Source organism: Streptomyces sp. SLBN-118, from assembly GCF_006715635.1.
Lineage (GTDB): Bacteria > Actinomycetota > Actinomycetes > Streptomycetales > Streptomycetaceae > Streptomyces.
Genome location: NZ_VFNP01000001.1, coordinates 652,107 through 673,691, shown reverse-complemented (window position 1 = coordinate 673,691; position 21,585 = coordinate 652,107). Strand labels below are relative to the sequence as shown.

The following is a 21,585-nucleotide window of genomic DNA, read 5'->3' as shown; positions in this document are numbered from 1 at the left end:
GGGACTCAGTCGTTGAGGAACGCCAGGTCGAGACGGCGCAGCCGTTCCGGCTCGGCCACCAGGTCGATGGCGGTGATCTTCCCGTCCGTGATGGTGAATCCGAAGACGACCAGCGGCCGGCCGCGGGGCGCCCACACGGCGCCGACGGCTCCGTCGACCAGCGCTGTCTGGGCCAGTTGGGCGCGGCCGGAGAACGTGCCGGCCACGGCGGAGGCCCCGCGGACGAGATCGGTGGCGCCCGCGCGTACGGCCGCGGAGTCGGCGCGCAGGACGACGTCCGGGTCCAGGACGGTCAGCAGCGCGTCGAACTCCCCGCCGCGCGCTGCCGCGAGGAACGCATCCACGATCTCCCGCTGGCGGGACACATCGGGTTCGGGCAGCGGGGCCGCACCGCGTACCCGGCGCCGTGCGCGGCTCGCGAGCTGGCGGGCGGCCGCGGGAGTGCGGTCGACGATCGGGGCGATCTCGTCGAAGGGCAGCGCGAACATGTCGTGCAGGACGAACGCGAGGCGCTCCGCGGGGTCGAGGGTGTCCAGGACCACCAGCAGCGCCAGGCCGACCGAATCGGCGAGCAGGACCTCCTGCTCGGGATCGACCACGTCCAGGTGATCGGTGACCGGAACGGACGGGGACCCGTCGAGCGGGTCTTCGCGCCGCGAGGTGCGCGAGCGCAGCATGTCCAGGCACACCCGGCCGACGACCGTGGTGAGCCAGCCGCTCAGGTTCTCGACGGTGTCGGGGTCCGAGCGATGGAGCCGCAGCCATGCCTCCTGGACGGCGTCGTCGGCTTCACTGCGGGAGCCGAGCATCCGGTACGCCACCGCCTTCAGCCGCGGCCGGTTCTCCTCGAACCGCGCGGCCAGCCATTCGCCCTCATTCATCGGTCACATTCCTCCGTCGCGGTCCGTCATAGAAGTGACGAACGCGTCCACGGTCACCACCCGGCCGCGGTCCGTCATAGAAGTGACGAACGAAACCCAGCCGATGTGACGAGAACTGGCCCCTTCCGATCGGTTGTCACCGATTCGGACGTGACCGAGCGGTGCAGCCGGGAGCGAGCAACTGATCGCCGGCAGTGCTCGCGGCCGCGTAAGACGACCGGCAGAGGACTGGCGCGCTTCGTCCCTTCCCCCCCCGTGAGTTCGTAACGAGCCCTGGGTAACAGGACTCCCGACCCTTAGCGAGCATTCATGACGACGCACCCTCCGACTGCCGAGCCGGCCATCGCGCAGCCGCCCCCCACATCCACCTTCTCCAGCCGATACGCCTCGCTCGTGGCGGGCCGACGCACCAAGTGGGTCGTCCTCGTGCTCTGGCTGCTGCTCATGGGCGTGGGCGGATCGCTGGCCGCCAAGCTCGGCGACGTCCAGGACAACGACCCCGAGACCTGGCTGCCCGCGAACGCCCAGTCGACGCAGGCGGTCAAACTCGCCGAAGAACACTTCGCCGACAAGGACAGCAGCACCGCCGTCATCGTCTACGCACGCGGTAGCGGACTCACCGAGGCCGACCTGGCCAAGGTCAACGCCGACCGGGGCCGCCTGGCGCAGAGGGGCGCCGCCGGCCCGGTGTCCGAGCCCCTGGTGTCCAAGGACAACAAGGCAGCGTTCCTCAGCGTGCCGCTGGCGACCTCACCGAGCGACAACAGCGTCCTGGGCGACGGTGTGGACGAGGTCAAGAAACTCACCAAGAACGCCGCGCCGGACGGTCTGGAGGTCAGGATCGCCGGTGAGGCAGGCAACATCGCCGACTTCATCGACGTCTACTCCGGTATGGACGGCGCTCTCCTGGGCGCCGCGCTCGCCGTTGTCGCACTGCTTCTGCTGGTCACCTACCGCAGTCCCGTCCTGTGGCTGATCCCCCTGCTGTCGGTGGGACTTGCCAGCCAGGTGGCGAGCGGCGTGGTGTATCTGCTCGCCAAGCACGCGGGGCTCGTCGTCAACGGAATGAGCGCCTACATCCTGGCCGTCCTCGCGATCGGGGTCGGTACCGACTACGCACTGCTGCTCATCGCCCGCTATCGCGAGGAGTTGCACCGCCACGAGGACCGGCACGAGGCGATGGTGGTGGCCGTACAGCGCTCGCTGCCCGCGATCGCGGCCTCCGCCGTGACCGTCGGCATCGCCACGCTGTGCCTGGTCTTCGGCAGCATGAACTCCACGCGCGGTCTCGGTCCGGTCGTGGCCATCGGTGTCGCCGTGGTGTTCCTCGCCATGACGTCCCTGCTGCCCGCGCTCCTGGTCATCCTGGGCCGGTGGGTGTTCTGGCCGTTCGTCCCGCGCCACACGCCCGGCTACGAAGCGAGCGCCGAGCAGGGACGCACGGTGTGGGCGCGCGTTGCGGGAGCCGTGGGTCGCAGGCCCCGCCCGATCTGGATCGGCACCGCTGTCGTGCTGGTGGCCCTTGCCTTCGGGGCCACCTCCGTGCAGACGGGGCAGACCCAGGCCGAGCAGTTCACCAGCACCGTCGACTCCGTGGCGGGCCAGCAGCTGCTCGCCGAGCACTTCCCGGCAGGGTCCTCGTCCCCGGCGGACGTCTATGTCCCGGCCGGCGGCGCGGACGCGGCACGAGCGGCCGTCGAGGGCGTGTCCGGCGTGGAGTCGGCGGCAACCGCCGGGTCCAAGGACGGCTGGACGCACATCACCACGGTCCTGAGCGCATCACCCGACACCCAGGCCGCCCGGGACACCGTCAAGAGCATGCGCACGGCTCTGGACAAGAGTCCTGGGGAAGCGAGTGACGCGGTCGTCGGCGGTCAGACAGCCGTCGCCCTCGACACCTCCACCGCACAGGCCGACGAGGAGATGCTGCTGATCCCGCTCATTCTCGGCGTCGTACTGATCATGCTGATCGTGCTGCTCCGCGCTCTGGTCGCGCCCCTGGTCCTGCTGGTGTCCGTGGTGCTGTCCTACGCCTCGGCCGTGGGAGCCGCGTCCCTGCTGTTCCACGCGCTGGACTACCCGCGCATCGACCGCGGACTCCTGCTGTTCGGCTTCCTGTTCCTGGTCGCGCTCGGGGTGGACTACACGATCTTCCTGATGACCCGGGCCCGGGAAGAGGTTCAGCTGCGCGGTCACCGCGAGGGCATCCTGACCGGTCTTCGGGTGACCGGAGGCGTCATCACCTCGGCGGGTGTCGTGCTGGCGGCGACGTTCTGCGTGCTGGCGGCTATTCCGACCGTGCAGGCCCTGCAGCAGGGGCTCCTTGTGGCGGTCGGGGTGCTGCTGGACACCTTCCTGATCCGCAGTCTGCTGATCCCCGCACTCTCCCTGGAGATCGGTCCGCGCATCTGGCGTCCGGGCCGTCCCGAGGCGGAGCCGCACCTCCCGGTCACCGAGCACGTCGAACCGGCACGCGTCGGAAGCTGACCGGACAGCAACACCCAGGCGGGCGCGGGACTCTGTGAAGTCCGCGCCCGCCGATCGCCATGTCCTTGGCTTGATCGGCCTTGCTGGGATCCCATTGAGTTACGGGGACGACGACAGGGAGAAGAGATGACCGAGCCGACCGTGACAGATCTGCCCGTCGAGGACGGCACCTTGCGGGTGCTGCGCTTCGGCAGCGGGCCGCGCATCGCCATTGCCGCGCACGGCATCAGTGCCTCCGGAATGTCGTTCCGGGCCGTGGCCGGGCAACTGCCCGCCGAGTGGAGCCTGTTCGCCCTGGACCTGCGCGGCCGCGGCGGCAGCTCCGGCACTCCGGGCCCGTACGGCATCGACCGGCACGCTGCCGACCTCTGCCTCGCCGCCGAGGAGTTGGGGAACGGCGGGCCGGTCGCGCTGACGGGCCACTCGATGGGCGCGTACATCGCCCTGCGCGCCGCCGCCCGCAGGCCCGAGCTCTTCGACCGGCTGCTGCTCGTCGACGGCGGTCTGCCGCTGCCTGTGCCCGAGGACGCCGATCTGGACGGGTTGCTCGACCTCACGCTCGGCCCGGCCATGGAGCGCCTGCGCCGCATGTACGCGGACGACGAGGCGTATGTCGACTTCTTCCGCATGCATCCGGCGCTCGGTGCCGACTGGAGCGCGGACATCGAGGCATACGTACGCTACGACCTCACCGGACCTCAGGGCGCGCGCTGTTCCAAGGCCAGGGAGGACGCCGTGCGGCAGGACGGGCGCGATCTGCTCGGCTCCACCGGCCGCTGTGGCGCGGACCTCGGGCGACTTGCCGTACCGGCCCTGCTGGTGCACTCACCCCTGGGCCTTCTCGGGCAGGAGCCCCCGATGCTCCCGGCTGCCGTGGTCGAGCACTGGGTCGAGCGGGTGCCGCAGCTGACAGCAGAGCTGGTCGAACGCTCGAACCACTACACGATTCTCCTGGGCACACACGCCAAGACCGTGGCCGAGCGGCTGGCCGGCTCCTGGGACGTGGCCTGACGGGGCGGGCCCGAGCGGTTTCGGCCATCGCAGTCTCCAGGGGTTGGCCGATTCACGCGCATCCTCCTGTCACATTCGAGGGCCGCGATCCGTCATACCAGTGACCCACGTGCAAGACCTCTGGAGGAGAGATTCATGGAAGCACGGATGAAGAACCCGGCGATGGTCCTCGATGCGATGCAGCCCATCCAGGCGCTGTACAAGTCCGTCTACGCGGGCGGGGTGGAGCCGAAGACGCTGGAGCTGGTGCATCTGCGCGCGAGCCAGATCAACGGCTGCAGTGCGTGCGTCGATTCGGGGGCCAAGAGCGCCAAGAAGGCCGGCGAGAGCGACGAGCGGCTCTTCGCGGTGGCGGCCTGGCGCGAGTCGCCCCTCTTCACCGACGCCGAGCGGGCCGCCCTTGCCCTCGCCGAGGCCGCCACCCGGCTGGCCGACCGCACCGACCCGGTGCCGGACGACATCTGGGACGAGGCCGCCGACCACTACGACGAGAAGGGGCTCGCGGCCCTGATCCTCATGGTCGCGGTGACCAACTTCTTCAACCGCCTCAACGCCACCACCAAGCAGGTGGCCGGGGCCTGGGGCTGAGCAGCACCGAAGCGGCCCGGACAGCCCCTCCAGGGTGGTGTCCGGGCCGCTTCGTTGTGTCCCATCCGCGCAGGCCTAACGGTTGTCGCGGGCACGCGCGGCGTGCCCGGCCGCCTCGGCCAGTGCCAGGAAGGGGCCGTCGTCGTCGCTCTCCTCGGCGTGCCACTGCACGGCCACGGCGAAGGGATGGTCGGCGATTTCCACGGCCTCGATCGTGTCGTCGTTTTCCGACCGGGCGGTGACGGTGAGCCCCTCGCCGAGCCGGTCGATCACCTGATGGTGGTGGCACGGCACCGTGGCCCGCTCGGCGTCAAGGATCTTGGCGAGGCGGCTGCCCGGCTCCAGGCGCACGGGCTGCTGCCCGAAGTCACGCAGCCCGGGGGAGTGGCCGGTGTGTCCCACGATGTCGGGCAGATGCTGGTGCAGGGTGCCGCCGCGCAGCACATTGAGCAGTTGCAGACCACGGCAGATCCCGAGGAACGGCACCCCCGAAGCGAGCGCCGCATCGAGCAGCGCCAGCTCGGCGGCATCCCGCCGCGGGTCGATGGGCGCGGTCTTCTCGTGTCGCGGCGCCGAGTAGGAGGCCGGGTCCACGTCCGGGCCCGCCAGCAGCAGCAGACCGTCGAGACCCTGGACGGCCGCCTCCACTCCGGGCAGCGGAGGCAGCAGTACGGGCACACAGCCCGCGGCGGCCACCCGGTCGATGAACTGCTGCGGGGTGAACGTCGCCTCCATGTCGAAGATCGCGACCTTGATCGATGTCGTGGCGGCACTGATGCCGATCACGGGCCGGCGGGCGCCGTCGGGGGCGCCCGTGCCCTCGTACACAAATGAATCCACAGTCAACGCCTCACAGTGCTCGGGGAAATGAGGGTCAGTGCCCGTCGGCGGCCTGTCCTGCGGGGCGGAAGTCCGCCTCGTGGTAGGCGAGCCATTCGGCGTACGTGTAGGGCGCGCGCCCCGTGACCCGCTCGACCGTGGGCAGCACCTCGGCGGTGGTGCCCACCAGCGAGGCCCGGTGGTCGAGCAGTTCGTCCACCAGGGCGGGCGGCAAATGGGCGGTCATCTGCTGCCGTACGTGTTCGCGGGGCAGTTCCTCGAACCGGGCCGTACGGCCGAGGACCCGGCTCGCGATCCCTACCCGCTCGACCTGGGTCAGTGACTGCGGGCCGGTGACCGTGTGCACCGTGCCGGACCGGGGGTCGAGCAGGGACCTCACCACCACCGCGGCGATGTCGCGTTCGTCGATGGGGGCCAGGGGCGACATTCCGTACGCGCCGCGCACCACTCCTTCACCGGCGAACTGCCCTGCCCAGTGGAGGTCGTTGACCATGAGGGCGCCGGTGCGAACGAACGTCCAGGACATCCCGGAGGCGCTCACCGCTTCCTCGCACGCCTGGTGCGGTTCTCCTTCCGAGTACTCAATGGCCTGCGAGGACAGCATCACCACATGCTTGACCCCCGCCCGCCGCGCGGCTTCGACCGCTTCGGGGACCGCGCCGAACACAGGGAAGAGGTACATGCTCTCGACGCCGCCGAGCGCGGCCGCCAGGGTCCCCGGCTGCTTGAGGTCGCGGGGAACGACCTCCACCCCGGCCGGCCAGGGGCGGCTGCCGGGATTGCGGCTCAGGGCCCGTACCTTCCCGCCCGCCTCGAGCAACCCGCTCACGATGTGCCGCCCCACGTGGCCGGTTGCTCCGGTCACCAGGATCATGACTACGGCCGGCCGGCTGATGCGGGGGCGGACAGGTTGAGGCGCCACGACATCCCGAACCGGTCCTCGACCAGCGCGAACTTGGCGCTGAACCCGTAGGAGCCGACCGGCATGACGACCTCGCCCTTCTCGGAGAGTGCGGAGAAGAGCCGGTCGAACTCGCTGTCGCTGGAGCACTGGACGTAGGTCGCCGTCGCGCCGGAGAAGCGGTACGTGTCCCATGGAGCGTGATCGTGACCGCGGGCTCCGGCCGGCGGAATGTTGATGCACATGAACTGCTGGCCGCCGAGCGAGAAGATGGCGTGCTGCAGGGTCCCCTCGGTCCAGCCGGGCTCATCGGCGCGCGCGCGAATGGTGTGGAGCACCTTGGAGTCCTCGAACACCGACGTGTAGAACGTCACGGCCTCCTCGGCGTCCTTCTCGAACGCCCAGAACGTGGTGAGCTTCTGCGGGGGAACGGCAGACATCGTGGCTGCTCCTTTTCAGGCTGATGTACCGGTCGGCTGTGTCAGAAGTATTCCGGCAGGGTGTCGCCGTCGGGAACGCGTACAGGCAGTGCAATTCCCGAACATGACCGTAACCGCGACTCGTTGTGTTCAAGTGCGGAAAAGAAGCACTTGAACACCCTTGGTCATTCGGCTGGTTGCTCCACAATCCGATGACGGCCACTCTTGGAGTTATGTATCTCAGCCGGGAGGACAAAGAAATGGGAACTGGTGTCATCATCGCCGGTGCCGGACCAGTCGGACTGATGCTTGCCGGTGAGCTAAAGCTCTGGGGAGTGGATGTCGTCGTCTGCGAGCAGCGAGCCGCCCCCAGTGGGGAATCGCGCGGAGTCGGCTTCACGCGGCGCGCGTACGAAGTCTTCGACCAGCGCGGGCTGCTGGAGGGCCTGGGCGAGATCGAAATCGGCAACCAAGGACATTTCGGTGGCGTGCGCGTCGACTTCGACAAGCTCGACGACATCCACTTCGGCATACGCGGTGTCCCGCAGTACCGCATCGAGGCGATGCTCGAAGCCTGGGTGACCGGCCTGGGCGCATCGATGCAGCGCGGCTACGAGGTCGTCGACTTCCGCGAGAGCGACGACGGCATCGTGGTCGTGACCGAGGGGCCTCAGGGCCGAAGCGAGATGACGGCCCAGTATCTCGTCGGATGCGACGGGGGCCGCAGCACCGTGCGCCGGCTGGCAGGCATCGACTTCCCGGGCATCCCCGCCACCCGGGGCATGTACGTGGCGGACATCGCCGGCTGCGACATCCGCCCGCGGCCGGTCGGTGAACGGGTGCCGGGCGGCATGGTGATGGCGATCCGGCTGGAGGAGGGTGTGGACCGGATCATCATCCACCCGGACGGCCAGCCACCGCGCGAGAACGGTCAGGTGACATTCACCGAGGTCGCCGACTCCTGGGAGCAGCTGACCGGCCAGTCCGTCCACCATGCCGACGTGCGCTGGGTGAGCGCCTTCACCAACACCACCCGCCAGGCCTGCGAGTACCGGCGCGGCCGGGTGCTACTGTCCGGAGACTCGACTCACATCCATGTCCCGGCCGGTGCGCAGGGCCTGAGTGTCGGCGTCCAGGACGCCGTGAACCTCGGCTGGAAGCTCGCCGCCACGGTGAACGGCTGGGCCCCCGACGGCCTGCTCGACACGTACCACACCGAGCGGCACCCGGTGGGGCAGCGCCTCCTGCGCAGCACACTCGCCCAGTCGCAGCTCTACCTGACCGGCGACGAGATGGAGCCGCTGCGCAGCGTCATGCGCGAGCTCGCGCAGATCCCTGAGGCGGCGAACGCCCTGGCCGGAATGGTCAGCGGGCTCGAAGTCCGTTACGACGTCGGCGCGTCGGGGCACCCGCTGCTCGGCAGGCGCCTGCGGCCCGACCGTGAGCTGCGACTCGCCGACGGCACCCGCACCAAGGCCGTTGAGCTGCTGCACCGTGGCCGGGGCGTGCTCATCGACGCCGGCCCGGCCGGCGAGGCGGGCAAGCTCGCCGCCCCGTGGTCGGACCGGGTCGACGCGGTCGCGGCCACCTGGGTCCCGGTCGAAGGGGCGCCCGGGCAGCCCGCAGTGGAGTCGGTGCTGGTCCGCCCGGACGGCCATGTCATCTGGGTTGCGCCGGAGGGCGGTGATCTCGAGGAGGCTCTGCGGCGGTGGTTCGGAGCCGCGGGTGCCGGTGCCCAGTCCCGGGATCCGGAGGCCGTGACCGCCGCGTCCTGAGCCGGGGGATGTCCTCCCCGGAAAGAGAAGAGCCGAGGCCGCGAACAAGGTTCGCGGCCTCGGTGTTTGTGCGTCGCCCTACCGCAGCTGTGGCACTGCTGTGTCGGGGGCCAGGACGGTGAGCAGCGCGTCGAACTCGCCGCCGCGCGCGGCGGCGAGAAACGCGCCGGCGGCCCGGTGCTGGCGCGGCAGGTCGCGTACGGGCGCCGTGCCCGAGACCCGGCGCCGCGCGCGGCTGGCGAGCTGGCGCGCAGCCGACGGGGTGCGGTCGACGATGGGAGCGATGGCCTCGAAGGGCAGGGCGAACATGTCGTGCAGGACGAACGCGAGCCGCTCGGCGGGGTCCAGGGTGTCCAGAACCACCAGCAGCGCAAGCCCGATCGAGTCGGCCAGCAGCGCTTCCCGCTCGGGGTCGGCACCCTTCACCAGGCTGACGAGCGGCTCGCACGCGAGCTCTTCGAGGGGGTCCTCGCGCCGGGCCGCGAGTGAGCGCAGCATGTCCAGGCACACCCGGCCGACGACCGTGGTGAGCCAGCCGCTCAGGTTCTCGACGCTGCCCGGGCCACAGCGGTGGAGGCGCAGCCAAGCCTCTTGGACCGCGTCTTCGGCCTCGCTGAGTGAACCGAGCATCCGGTAGGCCATGGCCCGCAGCCGCGGCCGGTTCTCCTCGAACCGCGCAGCCAGCCATTCGCCCTCGTACACGGTCGACTTCACGATAGACACCTCGGCGTTCAGTGTTCCGGTCGGCGCTCGGCCGGTTTTCTCTCCTCGGAGGTGGCCGGAATTGTTAGTGCTGGCGTGCGGCGGGTTTTTTCTGCGTGGCCGGAAAACCCGGTCGGCTCTGATCCATGACCCATCGGCTGCACGGCGCCCGCATTGCTGCGGGCGCCTTCGTAGAATGCCCGGCACGCCACCGGAATGCTGTCCGGTGGAGTGCCCCTGTACCGAATCTCGAGCGGGCTTGGATCAGGAGTCGAGTTCCGTCAGGATTCCGTCCCACAGCGCCACTCGGGCCTTCAGCGCCGCCACGACGGTGTCGGCGCACTCGTCCCACTTGGCCTGGTCGTCGCCGCACAGGTCGGCCACCATCGCCATGGCCATCGGGGTGTGCTGCTCGCCGTCCACCTCGATGTGGCGCGCGAGGTACTCGCGGAAGGTGGCCAGCCGACCGCCCTGGTCGTCGATCTTGATGACCTGGTCGAACATCTCGGGGATGAGGTCCTCGCGGCCGAACGCGAACGCCGCCGCCTGGCAGTGCAGTGCCGCGTTCTCGATGAAGTCCCAGGTGGTGGCGACGAACGCGGCGGCCGCCGGCGGCACCGGAGCGTTCACCAGCGCCTCGCGCACACCTTCGCCGCGCCGGATCCGGTCCAGGAAGTCATGGATCGGCTTCACATCGGCCCCGGCCTCCTCCATGCCGTTGACGTAGAGCTCGAAGTGGCTGATGAACCCGTCGCCGAGCTCGTCGCTCTCCTCGACCAGAACGATGTCGTTGATCAGGCGCCGGCTCTCCGACGAGCCCTGCGGCACCCACGGCACCTGGACACAGGTCAGGTTCCGCTGAAGGTTCTTCAGCAGGGACATGAAGTCCCAGACCGCGAATACGTGGGTCTCGTTGAAGGTGTTGACGTCCTGGAGCGTCTTCAGCCGGGTGTAAATCGGGTGCTTGATGACGTCCAGGCGTGCGTCGTCAATCACCTTACGCAGCCTGGCGATCTCCGGATTCTCTTTGCCCCAGTCGTAACGTGACACTGAAAGCCTCCTCCGTTTAAGGAATGTTTCTCCTTCAGCGGAGACTATGGATGGCTTTCACCGATGGCCGCAACAGTAAAGAGACTTGGTGTTCAACTGTGCTGTTTCCGCGGTTGAACAGTCCGGACCGACCGCCATTGCGCCGGGCTCCAGCGGGCCGCGAGGGCCACTCGGGGGGCCGTCGAGAAGATTCGGCCACTATCGAAGCACCTGGTTTTAGAAGGGTGAATTCCCGTGAGTGAGAACGCTTCGCCGGCTGCACGGCCCGGGCGGGACGAGCGGATTTCCGCCCGCTCCCGCGGCGAATCCTGGAAGAAACCACCACGCCGTATCGAGACGTCGGAATGCATCACGTGCGACACGTGCCTTCGTAGCTGCCCGTCCGAGTTCGGCGCCATATTCGACCGCGGTCTCGATGTCGTCATCATTCCCGAACTGTGCTCGGGCTGCCCGGTGTGCGTGCTGGAATGCCCCGTCGACTGCATCTATGTCGACGAGGACTGGACCCCCACCGACGACGACATGTGGAACCACATCGAGCTGACCGCCGACGGTGCGGCATGACCGCCCCCGCCGAGCACAGCCCCGCCTCCGCGGGCGGCGGCCCGTCGCGCCGTGCGCTGCTTGCCAAGAAGCGCCAGAGCCGCCGGCCCAGCCGTCTCGGCGTGCCCGCGGGAGCCACTCCCAAGCCGGACCGCGTGTCCGAGGACGACGCGGGGTTTGCCGGTCTGCTCAAGCGTGCCTGGCAGCAGGCGACGTCGGCTCCGGATCTGCGCACCGCGGTGGATACGCTCCTGACCCTCGGTGGCCATGTCCCCGCCGACATCCAACTGCGCGCGCTGCGCACCCCGGACGAGGCGGCGCTCAAGGTGCTGTGCGGCCGGTCCTGGCGCACCGGTGAGCAGCACGACCGCCCCTGCGAGGGCACCGGTGAGGAGCCGGCGTTCCTGGGCGAGCTCGGGCTGACCACCGGTGGCCGGATCGTCGTCCGCGTCCCCTCCCAGGGCCCGCTGGCGAGCAGGGAACGCCTGGTCGGCGGCAGCATGCGTGTGCCGTGGTCGGGACAGGACCTGCTGGACTACCAGAGCGAGCTGGAGCGTGCCGAGGCCCGGCTCGCCGAGGCGGCCGCCGACTGCCGCGCCTGGCTGAACTCGGCCGGGCCGGAAGGCCGGAGCCGGCTTCTGGAGCAGCTCAAGGAAGCTGCTCTGCGCACCGCACCGTTCGTCCTCTACCAGGAGGACAAGCAGTACACGAACTTCCGCGACCGCAACACTGTTACGGGCAAGACCCTGTGGCCCGGGCATCCGGACTGCTCGCTGAGCAGTCTTCAGGGCATGCCGCTCCGGCTGTGGTCGGACAACGACGCGGTGATGGTCGTCTGCCTCACCCTGCTCGTACGCTCGGCCGGTTTCGGGCGTATCGAGGAGGCCAACGGGACACAGCTGAGCCTCGATCACATCGCCTTGCTGCTGGAGCGGACACGACGCAACTACAACAGCGCCGTCGACGGGCAGACGGTTCCTCCTGCGCCTTCGGCGCGGGTCGAGGATCTCGACGCCCTTGCTGCAGCGCTGGGTGACAAGCGCCGGCAGGTCGCCACGAGCGTCCAGCTCTACCGGGAGATCCACGGCGCCCTGATGCACAAGATCGAGCGAGTCGCCGCGCCGTACGGCGACGAAGCGCGGCGGCGCGAGGAAGCGCTCTGTGCCAGCCTGCGCGAGCAACTTCCGCTCACCGGCTGCACGTTGGAAGAACTCGGCGCTGAGGTTCAGGACTCGCCGGGCTGGCTCGCGCGGCCGTACGGCGGCTTCGGCACCGGACTCGAGTCCCTGGTGTACGAGGCCGTCTCCGCATCGGCCCATGCCTTCGAGGCCGACTTCGCCATGAGCCGGGGCATCCGCTCGCTGCCCCTGCTGATCCAGGCCCTGCGTGCACAGGACTGGGCCGAGATCACCCAGTGGGGCATCACCGACTTCTTCTGCTGTGTCGTGCCGCTGCCCGAAGCTCGCAGGTACTTCGCCGGCTCCACAGCCCAACTCGCGGACACAGCCTGGGCGATGTCGTCCCGTATGCAGTACAACTCCTGGCACTTCATCGCCGGGAACCTCCCCAAGGTCCCCGAAGTGACCGCCCGCGACCACTTCGTACCGCCCACGATCCCGGACATCGCCTTCTACTCCGACCAGCACCATCACGGTCACGTCGCCAACCGGGTCCGCTTCAGCGTCCGCAGCCCGCAGGCCGTCGACATCCTGGACCGGCCCTTCAACGGATTCATGGACCTGCGGCTGCTGCGCTGCGAGGGCACACCGTTCCACGAACAGGACCTGCTCGCGGCCCACCGCACCTCGGCCTTCGTCGCCCGGGCGACGAGCAGCGCGGCCCGCCTGGTCGCCGAGGGCGAGGGCATCGAGGTCACCTCGTTCGACTCCGTCTGGCACGGGGCGACCATCGCGGGTCCCGAGGCCGCCGCACCGTGAGGAGAGCCCGATGAGCGCACCCGGCATCAGCCGGACACGACAGATGCTCCAGCAGGGGGAGACCTCCGTCGCCGAGCACGTCCAGTCGGTCCTGAGCGACATCCGCGACAGGGACGGCGACGTGGGAGCCTTTGTCGCGGTGGCGGGAGACGAAGCACTTGTGGCGGCGGAGCGGGCCGATGCGCGCATCCGTGAACTCGGCCCGGCCGCCTGGCAGGAGATGCCCCTGCTGGGGGTGACCGTCTCGGTCAAGGACCTCATCCAGACGGAAGGCCTGCCCACCACCCGGGGGTCCCTGCTGGACAATCCGCGCCCGGACACCGATGCGCCCGCGGTCGCCCGGCTGCGGGCTGCGGGCGCCATCGTGGTGGGTAAGACGACCACCTCGGAGTACGGCTGGAGTGCGAGCACCGTGTGCCGGGTGGCTCCTCCCACCCGCAACCCCTGGAACCTCACGCGCACCGCCGGAGGGTCCAGCGGAGGAGCCGCGGCCGCGCTCGCGGCAGGGCTGTGCTCGGCGTCTCTGGGCACCGACGGCGCGGGCTCGATCCGGATTCCAGCCGCATTCTGCGGCGTTGTGGGATACAAGCCTTCGTTCGGCCGCGTCCCCTATGTTCCCTCCGGCGCGGAGCGGCTCGCCCATCTGGGGCCGATCGCGATGAATGTGCCGGACGTCGCGGAGCTCGCGGCGGTGCTCGCGGGTCCCGACCGCAGCGACCCGGACTCGGGTCTGGGTTCGCTGGACGCGCCCCGGGAGGCAAGGAGACTGAGGGTTGGCTGGATCGAGTACGCGGGAACCTCCGAGGAGGTCCGCGCCGTCAGCGAACGCGCGTGGAGCGTTCTCGCCGCACAAGGCCACCAACTCGAGCGGGTCGAGGTGCGCTGCCGCGACATCTATCCGGCCCTCGTCGACATCGTCGCCGCGACGGAGGCCGCCACCACCGCACCCGAGGACGAGGAGTGGATCGACTTAGGCCGGCTCGCGGTCGTACGGCACGGACGCACCGTCAGCGGCGCGACGGTGATGCGGGCCGAGGAGGTGCGGCACTCGCTGCGCACCACCCTGCGTTCGGTGATGGACCGCTTCGACATGCTGGCCATGGCCACCGTCCCCATCGAGCCGTTCGAGGCCGAGGCCATCGGCCCCGCCTGGGCGGCCGATCCGGGCGATCTGCTCTGGCTGGCCTGGGCCCCCGCCTCCTACCCGTTCAACATGACCGGTCAGCCCGCTCTGTCGATGCCGGCGGGACTCACCCGGTCCGGACTGCCCGTGGGACTTCAACTGGTCGGGCCCGTGGGGGCGGACGACCTGGTCCTGTCCACCGCCCGACGCATCGAGTCGGAGCTCGGCACACTCGCCCCGCCGCCGGCCCGCGTCACCGAAAGGATGCTGTAGCCGATGTACTCCCGCTCGTTCTCCCCCCTGTACGCAGAAGGCAGCGTGGGGCGACCCTCGTTCGCCGCCGAACTCGGCCTCTGGAACGACCAGCAGACTCAGGCGGCCGAGCAGATCGAAGCTGGCCTCGACAAGGTCGACCTGGTCCGCCTGGTCTTCTGCGACCCGCACGGGATCGCCCGCTCCAAGACACTCAGCGCGCAGACCTTCCGTACCGTCCTGCACAACGGCATGAACTTCAGCCCGGGCCCGTTCCTCTTCGACACCGGCCACGCCGTCGCCGTCGACTTCCTGGGCGACCCCGGTATCGGCGTCGACGAGATCGCCGGCGCGGGCAACTTCATCCTCGTCCCCGACCCGACGACGTTCCAGCTGCTCCCCGGCAGCGAGCCGCGCACCGCCTGGGTCCTGGGCGACGAGTATCTCCGAGACGGAACACCGCACCCGCTCTCCGCCAGGAACGTGCTGCGCCGCGTGCTCTCCGAGTACGCGGAGCGGGAACTCACCCCGGTCCTGGGCCTGGAGGTTGAGTGGTACCTCACCCGCCGCCTCGGCGGCCCGCCGGGACACAGCGGCAACGGCTTCGGCACACAAGGACCGGCGCCGCTGGTGGAGCCGATGAACTCCGGTTACCAGTTCAACGGCGCGAGCATGTACGACACCGTCGCCCATGTCACAGACCCGCTCGCCCTGCACCTGGGCGCGCTCGGCCTCCCGCTGCGGTCCATGGAGCACGAATCGGGACCGGGCCAGGTCGAGACGACCTTCAGCCCGATGACGGCTCTGGACACGGCCGATGCGATGGTGCTGTTCCGGACCGTGACCAAGCAGTGGACCGCGCGGCGCGGTTACCACGCCTCGTTCATGTCGCTGCCCCGTATCGACAGCTTCGACCCGAGCGGCTGGCACCTCAACCAGTCCGTGCGGGACGAGCGGACCGGACGCAATCTGTTCTGTGCCGAGGGCTTTTCCGGCGGCATGTCGCCGGGCGGAAAGGGCTACGCCGAAGGGCTGCTCGCCCATGCCCGCGACTTCTGTCTGCTGTCCGTGCCCACCGTCAACGGCTACCGCCGCCTCAGCGCCGACTTCTCCCTGTCTCCCACCCGCATCGGCTGGAGCTTCGAGGACCGCAGCGCCATGTTGCGCGTGGTGGGAACCGGCACCTCCGCCCACATCGAGAACCGGGTCGGCGAGCCGTGCGCGAACCCGTACCTCACCATCGCCGCGCAGCTGTTCGCGGGCCTCACCGGAATCGCCGGGGCGCCCGACCCCGACCGGCCGGCGGCAGCCGGCGCCCAGGACACGGACCCCCACCAGACCGTGCCCCAGTCCCTGCGCGAGGCCCTGGACGCCTTCCGCGGCGGACGGGCGGCCCAACTGCTCGGTACGCCGCTCGCCCAGTGCCTGGTCAAGCTGAAGGAGAGCGAGGCCTCCCGGTTCGAGGCCTGGTGCGAGCAGGAGCGGCCCGCGGGCGGCGAGGTCACCGAATGGGAGCAGCGCGAGTACTTCGAGACGTACTGACCGCCGGGCGAGCTCCGCGGGAAACCTTCGCCGTTGCCAGTCCACCACGACCCAGGGATGCAGGCCGTCATGATTCCTCGCTACACACTGCCCGAGATGGCGGACCTCTTCTCGGACCAGTCCCGCTACGAGACATGGGTCCGGGTGGAGATCCTGGCCTCCGAGGCACAGGTGCACCTCGGACGGGTGCCGGACGAAGCGGTCCGGGACATGCGCCGTGCACGGGTGCCGCTCGCGGCACGGGTGGCCGAGATCGAAAAGGAGCGGGACCACGAAGTCCTCTCCTTCCTCGCGGCCTATTGCGAGGACATGCCGGACGAGTCCGCGCGCTGGGTCCACCTCGGGATGACGAGCTACGACCTGGTGGACACCTCCCTGGGCCACACTCTGGCTCGCGCGGCCGATCTGCTGACCGGCGCCGGTCAGCGGCTGCGCAAGGTCCTGGTGGAGCGGGCGCTGGAGCACTGGAACACCGTGATCGTGGGCCGTACCCACGGCGTCCACGCGGAGCCCACCACCTTCGGCCACAAACTCGCGGGCTTCGCGTTCGCCGTCGACCGCTCCCTCGCCCGGCTGGCGGCCGCGCGAGAGGCCGTGGCGGTGGGCACCATCTCCGGCTCCGTGGGCACCTACGCACTGATCGACCCGTACGTCGAACGCCATGTCTGCGAGGAACTCGGCCTGGGCATCGAGCCGGCGCCCAGCCAGGTCGTCGCCCGCGACCGCCACGCCCAACTCGTCCAGGCAGTCGCGGTGCTGGGCGCCTGCGTCGAGCAGATCGCCCTGGAACTACGGCTGTTGCAGCGCACCGAAGTACGCGAGGTGGAGGAACGGCGCACCGCCGCCTACCAGGGCTCCAGCGCCATGCCCCACAAACGCAATCCGACGACCAGCGAGCGTCTGTGCGGGCTGGCACGGCTGCTCCGCGGATACGCGACAACGGCACTGGAGAACGTGGCGCTGTGGCACGAGCGGGACCTTGCCCACCAGTCGGTCGAGCGGGTGATCCTGCCCGACAGCCTGTCCGTCGGCCACTTCCAGGCCACGGCGGCGGCCGATCTGGTCCAGTCACTCACGGTCTTCGAGGACCGCATGCGGGCGCACATCGAGCAGACGGACGGGCTCGTATACAGCTCGGCGGTCCTCGCCGACCTGCTCCAGGACGGTGTGGAGCGGGAGAGGGCCTACCGGGCGGTGCAGGCCGCCTCGAACCGCACCGCCGTCTCCGGCGAACACCTTGGCGACACCCTCGCAAAGGAAGGAATCGACGCGGGGATCGGGCTCGGCCCGGAGCGATTCCTCGTCCACCACGATGTGATCCGCACCCGTCTGGAGGCTCTTTCATGACTGTCACGAACGTCAAGACCGAACGTGTCGACGGCACCGACCTGGACATCGACGAGGTCCTGGAGGTGTACCGGGCCTCCGGCCTGGGCGAGCGCCGCCCGGTCGAGGACCGCGAGCGCTTCAGGGCCATGGTGCGCCGCGCCAACCTCGTGCTGGTCGCCCGCGTGGACGGCGAACTCATCGGCATCGCCCGCGCCGTTTCCGACTTCAGCTATGTCACCTACCTGTCGGACATCGCGGTCGCCCGTGCGCACCAGCGCTCCGGGATCGGCCGCGCCCTGATCGAGGCGCTGCGCCAGGAGGCGCCGGACGCGAAGATCGTGCTCCTCTCGGCACCGGCCGCCGCCGAGTACTACCCGCACATCGGGTTCGCCCCGCACCACTCCGCCTGGGTCCTCAACCCGTAGGGAGGCATGGGGGGATGTTGTCGAAAGCGCTGCTGGAGCCTCATACGCCTGATCAGCCCGATCAGCTGCCCGACCGCGCCGGGCGGCGGATCCTGGTCGTGGACAACGACGCCGACACCGCGGAGCTGCTGGTGAACCGCCTGCGACGGCACGGGCACCAGCCCGTCAGCGTGAAGCGCGGCGGCGCCGCTCTCAAGGCGTACGAGGACGCCGATCTGGTCCTGCTCGACCTCGAACTGCCTGATCTGGACGGCCTGGAGGTGTGCCGGGCGATCCGTTCGATGAGCCATGTCCCGGTGATCATCGTCACCGCCCGCGAGTCCGAACTCGACTGTGTGCTGAGCCTTCAGGCGGGCGCCGACGACTATGTGGTCAAGCCCTACGGGTTCCGTGAACTCATGGCCCGTATCGAGGCTGTCGTACGCCGCACCCAGTGGCAGCCGGCGGCCGCGGGCGAGATCCGCCACGGCCGGCTCTGCATCGACGCCGCCGCACGCCAGGTCAGCGTGGACGGCCGTGTCGTCGCGCTGACCCGCAAGGAGTTCGACCTGTTGCGCCTTCTCGCCGCCCATCCGGACACCGTCATTCCCCGCAGGCTGCTCCTGCAGCAGGTATGGGGGGATTCCTGGTCCCGGCGCACCCTGGACACGCATGTCAGCAGCCTGCGCGGCAAGCTCGGCGACAGTGGCTGGATCACCACCGTGCGGGGAGTGGGCTTCAAGATCGGGAGCGGCTGATACACAGTGGCGTCCCATGGCAACGCGAAGCCCGCCGCCGGGAGTTCCGCTTCCGGCGGCGGGCTTGTCCGTGCGGCAGCTCGGGTGAGCCGCGGGAGGTCACCAGGTGCGTCCCCGCAGTTCCTCGCAGCCCTGCAGCTCGTCCGCGAACAGCCGCCAGAGTTCGGCGTACCCGTTCATCAGTTCCGACATCTGCCCTTTGCAGTGCGGAGGCAGGTTCGCGATGATCGTCTGCCGGTCCTTGGCGACCAGCGAACAGGCGTCCAGCATCCGCAGGACGTTGCGTCCCACCTCGTTGAGGCGCAGGGAGGGATCCCGCCGGAGCGAATCGAAGATCATGAACAGTTCGCCGGGCGACTTCGCCTCCGGCTCCCGCGGCTGCGCCGGCCGCGGCGCCTGCCGCTGCGGCCTGCGCTCCACCGCCGTGATGCCGCGCTGCCTCGGCGGAACCGGATCCTCACCGCGCAGCAGCCGGTCCCGGACATCCGCCACCGTGGCAGGGGAGATCCCGGCCTTCTTGGCGATGGTCCGCAGGGAGGCCGCGGGGTCGTCCTTGATCAGCTGGCCGGCGAGCTCACGCCCGTGCGCGGAGTTGAGCGGCCGGGCCCGGCCGTCCAGGCCGACCCTGCGCTCGCAGTGAAGCGTGCCCGCGGCCGTCAGCCGTATCTCCGACACCTTCTTCGCGGACAGCCCGGCCACGGCCGCCACGGCCCGGTCCGACCAGTGCGGGCGCGAGGCGAAGATGAGCCCGGCCGCTGCCGTCCGGTCGGCCATCGACAGCGGACGCCCCTGGGCCACGTTCATGGCCACCGAGAGAAGAGCGGCGTCGTCCTCGGCTCCGTCGAAGAAACGGACCCGTATGTGCTCATGCCCCTTCAGAGCGGCGGCGCGCAGACGATGCAGCCCGTCGATGACTGTCATGGTCGAGCGGTGCACGAGGATGGGGGGCAGCTCAGCCTCCAACTCGGCGAGTGCCAGGACGTATTCGCCGTCGACTCCCGCCACCCGGGGGGTGTAGGAGACCAGCAGATCGCCGAGCGGCACCAGCTGCACCGGAGCGTCGTGCAAGGCGTTGTCCCGCAGGGCGAGCAAGGAGTCCGAACTGCTGCCTTCGTGCACTCGGACAAGCTGATGGGCGATCACCGCGACTCCTCTATGGCGCGATCGGGCTGCTTCGCTGCCTCTTCGGGCGGTCCCTTATCGACACTTTCTGACAGAGTCGATCCTTCCTGCGCGAGCTGACGTCGCACTGACGGACGCCTGATACGTCCCTGGGATGCGGGATGACCTGCACATACATCCAGGAGACTGAAAACCGCGGCTGACGAGAACGAGGTGGGCACGGCGGCGACGCCCAGTACTGCAGCCGCGAGGGCTTCGCCGTTCAGGCAGGCGACTTCCGAGCCGTCGGCTTCCACCGGCTGTGCGCCCCGCCAGGGCCCAGGGTGTCGCAGGACGGACTGCCAAGACGAGCTCTCGGGAGGGCGAACCGCACCAGCGGCGCACAAGTGGTTCCTGCTGCACTTCGCCCGCGCGCCCATTGACAAGCCTCCTGGAGGAACCATGGTCACCCGACGCAATGTGCTCGGCGCCGGCCTCGCCACCATCGGCGTGGGGCTCACCAATGCTGCTCTCACCCCCCTGATCACCGCGCACAGCGCCACGGCCGACACCGCCGCCTCGCAGGCAGGGGGCGGTGCCGCGGGCTTGGCGGTGGAGCCCTTCCGTATCGCCCTGCCCGTGCCGCCGGTGCTCGCGCCGGTCTCCACGGTGGGAGGTGTCGACGTGTACGCCGTCACCATGCGCCGGGCCGTCAAGGAGATAGTCCCAGGGCAGCCGGCCGAGGTCCTGACCTACAACGGCAGTTTTCCCGGCCCCACCATCAAGGCGCGTTCCGGCCGGCCCGTCGTCGTACGCCAGCGCAACGAGCTGGACATGACCACGTCGGTCCATCTGCACGGCGCTTCGGTGCCGCACCGCAGCGACGGTGCCCCGATGGACACCATCGCGCCCGGGGCCGGACGCACCTACGTCTATCCCAACCGCCAGCCGCACGCCTCGCTCTGGTATCACGACCACGCCCACCACATGGAGTCCGAGCACGTCTACCGTGGCCTGTCCGGCTCCTATCTGCTCACCGACCACACCGAGAGGCGGCTGCCGCTGCCCTCGGGGGCGTACGACATACCGATAGCGATACGCGACGCCCACCTCGACGAGTCCGGTCAGCTCGTGTACGTCATGGGCGACAGGAACCGCACCACGCTCCTGGCCAACGGTGTGCCCTACCCGTATGTCGCTGTCGCCGCCCGCAAGTACCGCTTCCGGCTGCTGAATTCGGCCAACACGCGCTCCTTCCGGCTGCGGCTGGCCGACGGGAGCCCGATCATCCAGATCGGCTCGGACGGCGGTCTGCTGCCCGGCCCGCACACCACCGACTCCCTCTACCTCTCGGCCGGTGAACGCGCCGATGTCGTCATCGACTTCTCGCGCTACCCGGTCGGTACGCAGCTGGTGCTGCAGAACACCACCGGATCGGGACCGGCCGACCAGATCGGCCATGTCCTGCGGTTCGACGTCACTCGCAGCGCCCACGACCCCAGCGTCGTTCCGCCCGTCCTGCGCAGGCTGCGCCCGCTTCCGGCGGCCACCGCGGAGCGCAGCATCGAGCTGCGCATGGACGAGGGCGGCACCGTACCGCCCAAGGCATACATCGACGGCAAGACCTACGACCCCGATCGCGTCGACTCCCTGGTGCGCCACGGCGCCAGCGAGATCTGGACCGTCACCAACCCCAACAAGGTGATTCCCCACAACTTCCATATGCACCTGGTGCAGTTCCGGGTGCTGGAGCGCAACGGGAAGGAGCCGGACCCAGGCGAGGTGGGCCTGAAGGACACCGTGATGCTGATGCCCGGCGAAACGGTCAAGCTCCAGGCGACGTTCGACACCTACCGCGGCACGTACGTCTATCACTGCCACATGCTGGACCACTCGGCGATGGGCATGATGGCGACCATGAAGATCGCCTAGGGGAGTGGCC

19 protein-coding genes are annotated in these 21,585 nt (G+C 69.6%); 12 read left to right on the top strand and 7 right to left on the bottom strand.

The window, feature by feature from the left end:
- Positions 1–5: 5 nt before the first annotated feature.
- Positions 6–881: a sigma-70 family RNA polymerase sigma factor gene (locus tag FBY35_RS03165; protein WP_142212308.1), complete on the bottom strand. Its 876-nt coding sequence runs from the start codon at positions 879–881 to the stop codon at positions 6–8.
- A 309-nt stretch (positions 882–1,190) separates the two neighbouring features.
- Between FBY35_RS03165 and FBY35_RS03160 the strand changes: the two genes are divergently transcribed.
- From FBY35_RS03160 to FBY35_RS03150, 3 genes are all read left to right on the top strand, one after another.
- A complete protein-coding gene (locus FBY35_RS03160; protein WP_142212307.1) occupies positions 1,191–3,368 on the top strand; it encodes an MMPL family transporter in 2,178 nt (725 codons plus the stop codon).
- Between the two features lie 126 nt (positions 3,369–3,494).
- Positions 3,495–4,379 carry an alpha/beta fold hydrolase gene (locus tag FBY35_RS03155; protein ID WP_142212306.1) on the top strand — a complete coding sequence of 295 codons (885 nt, stop codon included), beginning with the start codon at positions 3,495–3,497 and terminating at the stop codon, positions 4,377–4,379.
- A gap of 135 nt (positions 4,380–4,514) precedes the next feature.
- Positions 4,515–4,967 carry a carboxymuconolactone decarboxylase family protein gene (locus tag FBY35_RS03150; RefSeq protein WP_142212305.1) on the top strand — a complete coding sequence of 151 codons (453 nt, stop codon included), beginning with the start codon at positions 4,515–4,517 and terminating at the stop codon, positions 4,965–4,967.
- Positions 4,968–5,042: 75 nt separating this feature from the next.
- Here the strand turns inward: FBY35_RS03150 and FBY35_RS03145 are convergent, their stop codons facing one another.
- From FBY35_RS03145 to FBY35_RS03135, 3 genes are read right to left on the bottom strand one after another with little or no spacing between them, the layout of a single operon-like run.
- The gene (locus FBY35_RS03145; protein WP_260848487.1) at positions 5,043–5,807 is read right to left on the bottom strand and encodes a gamma-glutamyl-gamma-aminobutyrate hydrolase family protein; all 765 of its coding nucleotides are present in this window, start codon (positions 5,805–5,807) and stop codon (positions 5,043–5,045) included.
- 34 nt (positions 5,808–5,841) lie between these two features.
- Complete coding sequence (locus FBY35_RS03140; protein WP_160159212.1) at positions 5,842–6,672, bottom strand: NAD(P)H-binding protein; 831 nt, start codon at positions 6,670–6,672, stop codon at positions 5,842–5,844.
- Positions 6,673–6,683: 11 nt separating this feature from the next.
- On the bottom strand, positions 6,684–7,148 hold the full coding sequence (locus tag FBY35_RS03135; protein WP_142212303.1) for a VOC family protein: 465 nt from the start codon (positions 7,146–7,148) through the stop codon (positions 6,684–6,686).
- 239 nt (positions 7,149–7,387) lie between these two features.
- Here FBY35_RS03135 and FBY35_RS03130 point away from each other — a divergent pair, with 239 nt between their 5' ends.
- Positions 7,388–8,902 (top strand): FAD-dependent monooxygenase, encoded by a 1,515-nt coding sequence (locus tag FBY35_RS03130; protein ID WP_142212302.1) that lies wholly within the window; start codon positions 7,388–7,390, stop codon positions 8,900–8,902.
- A 78-nt stretch (positions 8,903–8,980) separates the two neighbouring features.
- On the opposite strand, the gene FBY35_RS03125 is transcribed toward FBY35_RS03130, so the two are convergent.
- Together FBY35_RS03125 and FBY35_RS03120 are read right to left on the bottom strand one after the other, a co-directional pair.
- Entirely contained in the window at positions 8,981–9,616 is a 636-nt protein-coding gene (locus FBY35_RS03125; RefSeq protein ID WP_313904639.1) for a sigma-70 family RNA polymerase sigma factor, read from the bottom strand.
- A gap of 252 nt (positions 9,617–9,868) precedes the next feature.
- Positions 9,869–10,654 carry a DUF3050 domain-containing protein gene (locus tag FBY35_RS03120; protein WP_142212301.1) on the bottom strand — a complete coding sequence of 262 codons (786 nt, stop codon included), beginning with the start codon at positions 10,652–10,654 and terminating at the stop codon, positions 9,869–9,871.
- A gap of 234 nt (positions 10,655–10,888) precedes the next feature.
- Between FBY35_RS03120 and FBY35_RS03115 the strand changes: the two genes are divergently transcribed.
- From FBY35_RS03115 to FBY35_RS03085, 7 genes are all read left to right on the top strand, one after another.
- Positions 10,889–11,218 carry a 4Fe-4S dicluster-binding protein gene (locus FBY35_RS03115; RefSeq protein ID WP_142212300.1) on the top strand — a complete coding sequence of 110 codons (330 nt, stop codon included), beginning with the start codon at positions 10,889–10,891 and terminating at the stop codon, positions 11,216–11,218.
- On the top strand, positions 11,215–13,134 hold the full coding sequence (locus FBY35_RS03110; RefSeq protein ID WP_142212299.1) for a hypothetical protein: 1,920 nt from the start codon (positions 11,215–11,217) through the stop codon (positions 13,132–13,134). Before FBY35_RS03115 ends, FBY35_RS03110 begins: the two co-directional genes overlap by 4 nt.
- 10 nt (positions 13,135–13,144) lie before the next feature.
- On the top strand, positions 13,145–14,530 hold the full coding sequence (locus tag FBY35_RS03105; protein WP_142212298.1) for an amidase: 1,386 nt from the start codon (positions 13,145–13,147) through the stop codon (positions 14,528–14,530).
- Between the two features lie 3 nt (positions 14,531–14,533).
- On the top strand, positions 14,534–16,051 hold the full coding sequence (locus FBY35_RS03100) for a glutamine synthetase family protein (RefSeq protein WP_142212297.1): 1,518 nt from the start codon (positions 14,534–14,536) through the stop codon (positions 16,049–16,051).
- 69 nt (positions 16,052–16,120) lie between these two features.
- Complete coding sequence (gene purB, locus FBY35_RS03095; protein ID WP_142212296.1) at positions 16,121–17,398, top strand: adenylosuccinate lyase; 1,278 nt, start codon at positions 16,121–16,123, stop codon at positions 17,396–17,398.
- Complete coding sequence (locus FBY35_RS03090; protein WP_142212295.1) at positions 17,395–17,805, top strand: GNAT family N-acetyltransferase; 411 nt, start codon at positions 17,395–17,397, stop codon at positions 17,803–17,805. Before purB ends, FBY35_RS03090 begins: the two co-directional genes overlap by 4 nt.
- Positions 17,806–17,819: 14 nt before the next feature.
- Positions 17,820–18,542: a response regulator transcription factor gene (locus tag FBY35_RS03085; RefSeq protein ID WP_142212294.1), complete on the top strand. Its 723-nt coding sequence runs from the start codon at positions 17,820–17,822 to the stop codon at positions 18,540–18,542.
- Between the two features lie 99 nt (positions 18,543–18,641).
- Here FBY35_RS03085 and FBY35_RS03080 read toward each other — a convergent pair whose 3' ends face one another.
- Positions 18,642–19,685, bottom strand: coding sequence for a ParB/RepB/Spo0J family partition protein (locus FBY35_RS03080; protein ID WP_142212293.1), 1,044 nt, complete (start codon positions 19,683–19,685; stop codon positions 18,642–18,644).
- A 420-nt stretch (positions 19,686–20,105) separates the two neighbouring features.
- Here FBY35_RS03080 and FBY35_RS03075 point away from each other — a divergent pair, with 420 nt between their 5' ends.
- On the top strand, positions 20,106–21,575 hold the full coding sequence (locus tag FBY35_RS03075; RefSeq protein ID WP_142212292.1) for a multicopper oxidase family protein: 1,470 nt from the start codon (positions 20,106–20,108) through the stop codon (positions 21,573–21,575).
- Positions 21,576–21,585 lie beyond the last annotated feature (10 nt).

Bases quoted from the DNA above. Each gene is read 5' to 3' on its own strand.
- FBY35_RS03110 (WP_142212299.1), top strand. From the start codon at position 11,215: ATGACCGCCCCCGCCGAGCACAGCCCCGCCTCCGCGGGCGGCGGCCCG.
- FBY35_RS03150 (WP_142212305.1), top strand. From the start codon at position 4,515: ATGGAAGCACGGATGAAGAACCCGGCGATGGTCCTCGATGCGATGCAG.
- FBY35_RS03100 (WP_142212297.1), top strand. From the start codon at position 14,534: ATGTACTCCCGCTCGTTCTCCCCCCTGTACGCAGAAGGCAGCGTGGGG.
- FBY35_RS03130 (WP_142212302.1), top strand. From the start codon at position 7,388: ATGGGAACTGGTGTCATCATCGCCGGTGCCGGACCAGTCGGACTGATG.
- FBY35_RS03085 (WP_142212294.1), top strand. From the start codon at position 17,820: ATGTTGTCGAAAGCGCTGCTGGAGCCTCATACGCCTGATCAGCCCGAT.
- FBY35_RS03075 (WP_142212292.1), top strand. From the start codon at position 20,106: ATGGTCACCCGACGCAATGTGCTCGGCGCCGGCCTCGCCACCATCGGC.
- FBY35_RS03160 (WP_142212307.1), top strand. From the start codon at position 1,191: ATGACGACGCACCCTCCGACTGCCGAGCCGGCCATCGCGCAGCCGCCC.
- FBY35_RS03165 (WP_142212308.1), bottom strand. From the start codon at position 881: ATGAATGAGGGCGAATGGCTGGCCGCGCGGTTCGAGGAGAACCGGCCG.
- FBY35_RS03155 (WP_142212306.1), top strand. From the start codon at position 3,495: ATGACCGAGCCGACCGTGACAGATCTGCCCGTCGAGGACGGCACCTTG.
- FBY35_RS03105 (WP_142212298.1), top strand. From the start codon at position 13,145: ATGAGCGCACCCGGCATCAGCCGGACACGACAGATGCTCCAGCAGGGG.
- FBY35_RS03135 (WP_142212303.1), bottom strand. From the start codon at position 7,148: ATGTCTGCCGTTCCCCCGCAGAAGCTCACCACGTTCTGGGCGTTCGAG.
- purB (WP_142212296.1), top strand. From the start codon at position 16,121: ATGATTCCTCGCTACACACTGCCCGAGATGGCGGACCTCTTCTCGGAC.
- FBY35_RS03090 (WP_142212295.1), top strand. From the start codon at position 17,395: ATGACTGTCACGAACGTCAAGACCGAACGTGTCGACGGCACCGACCTG.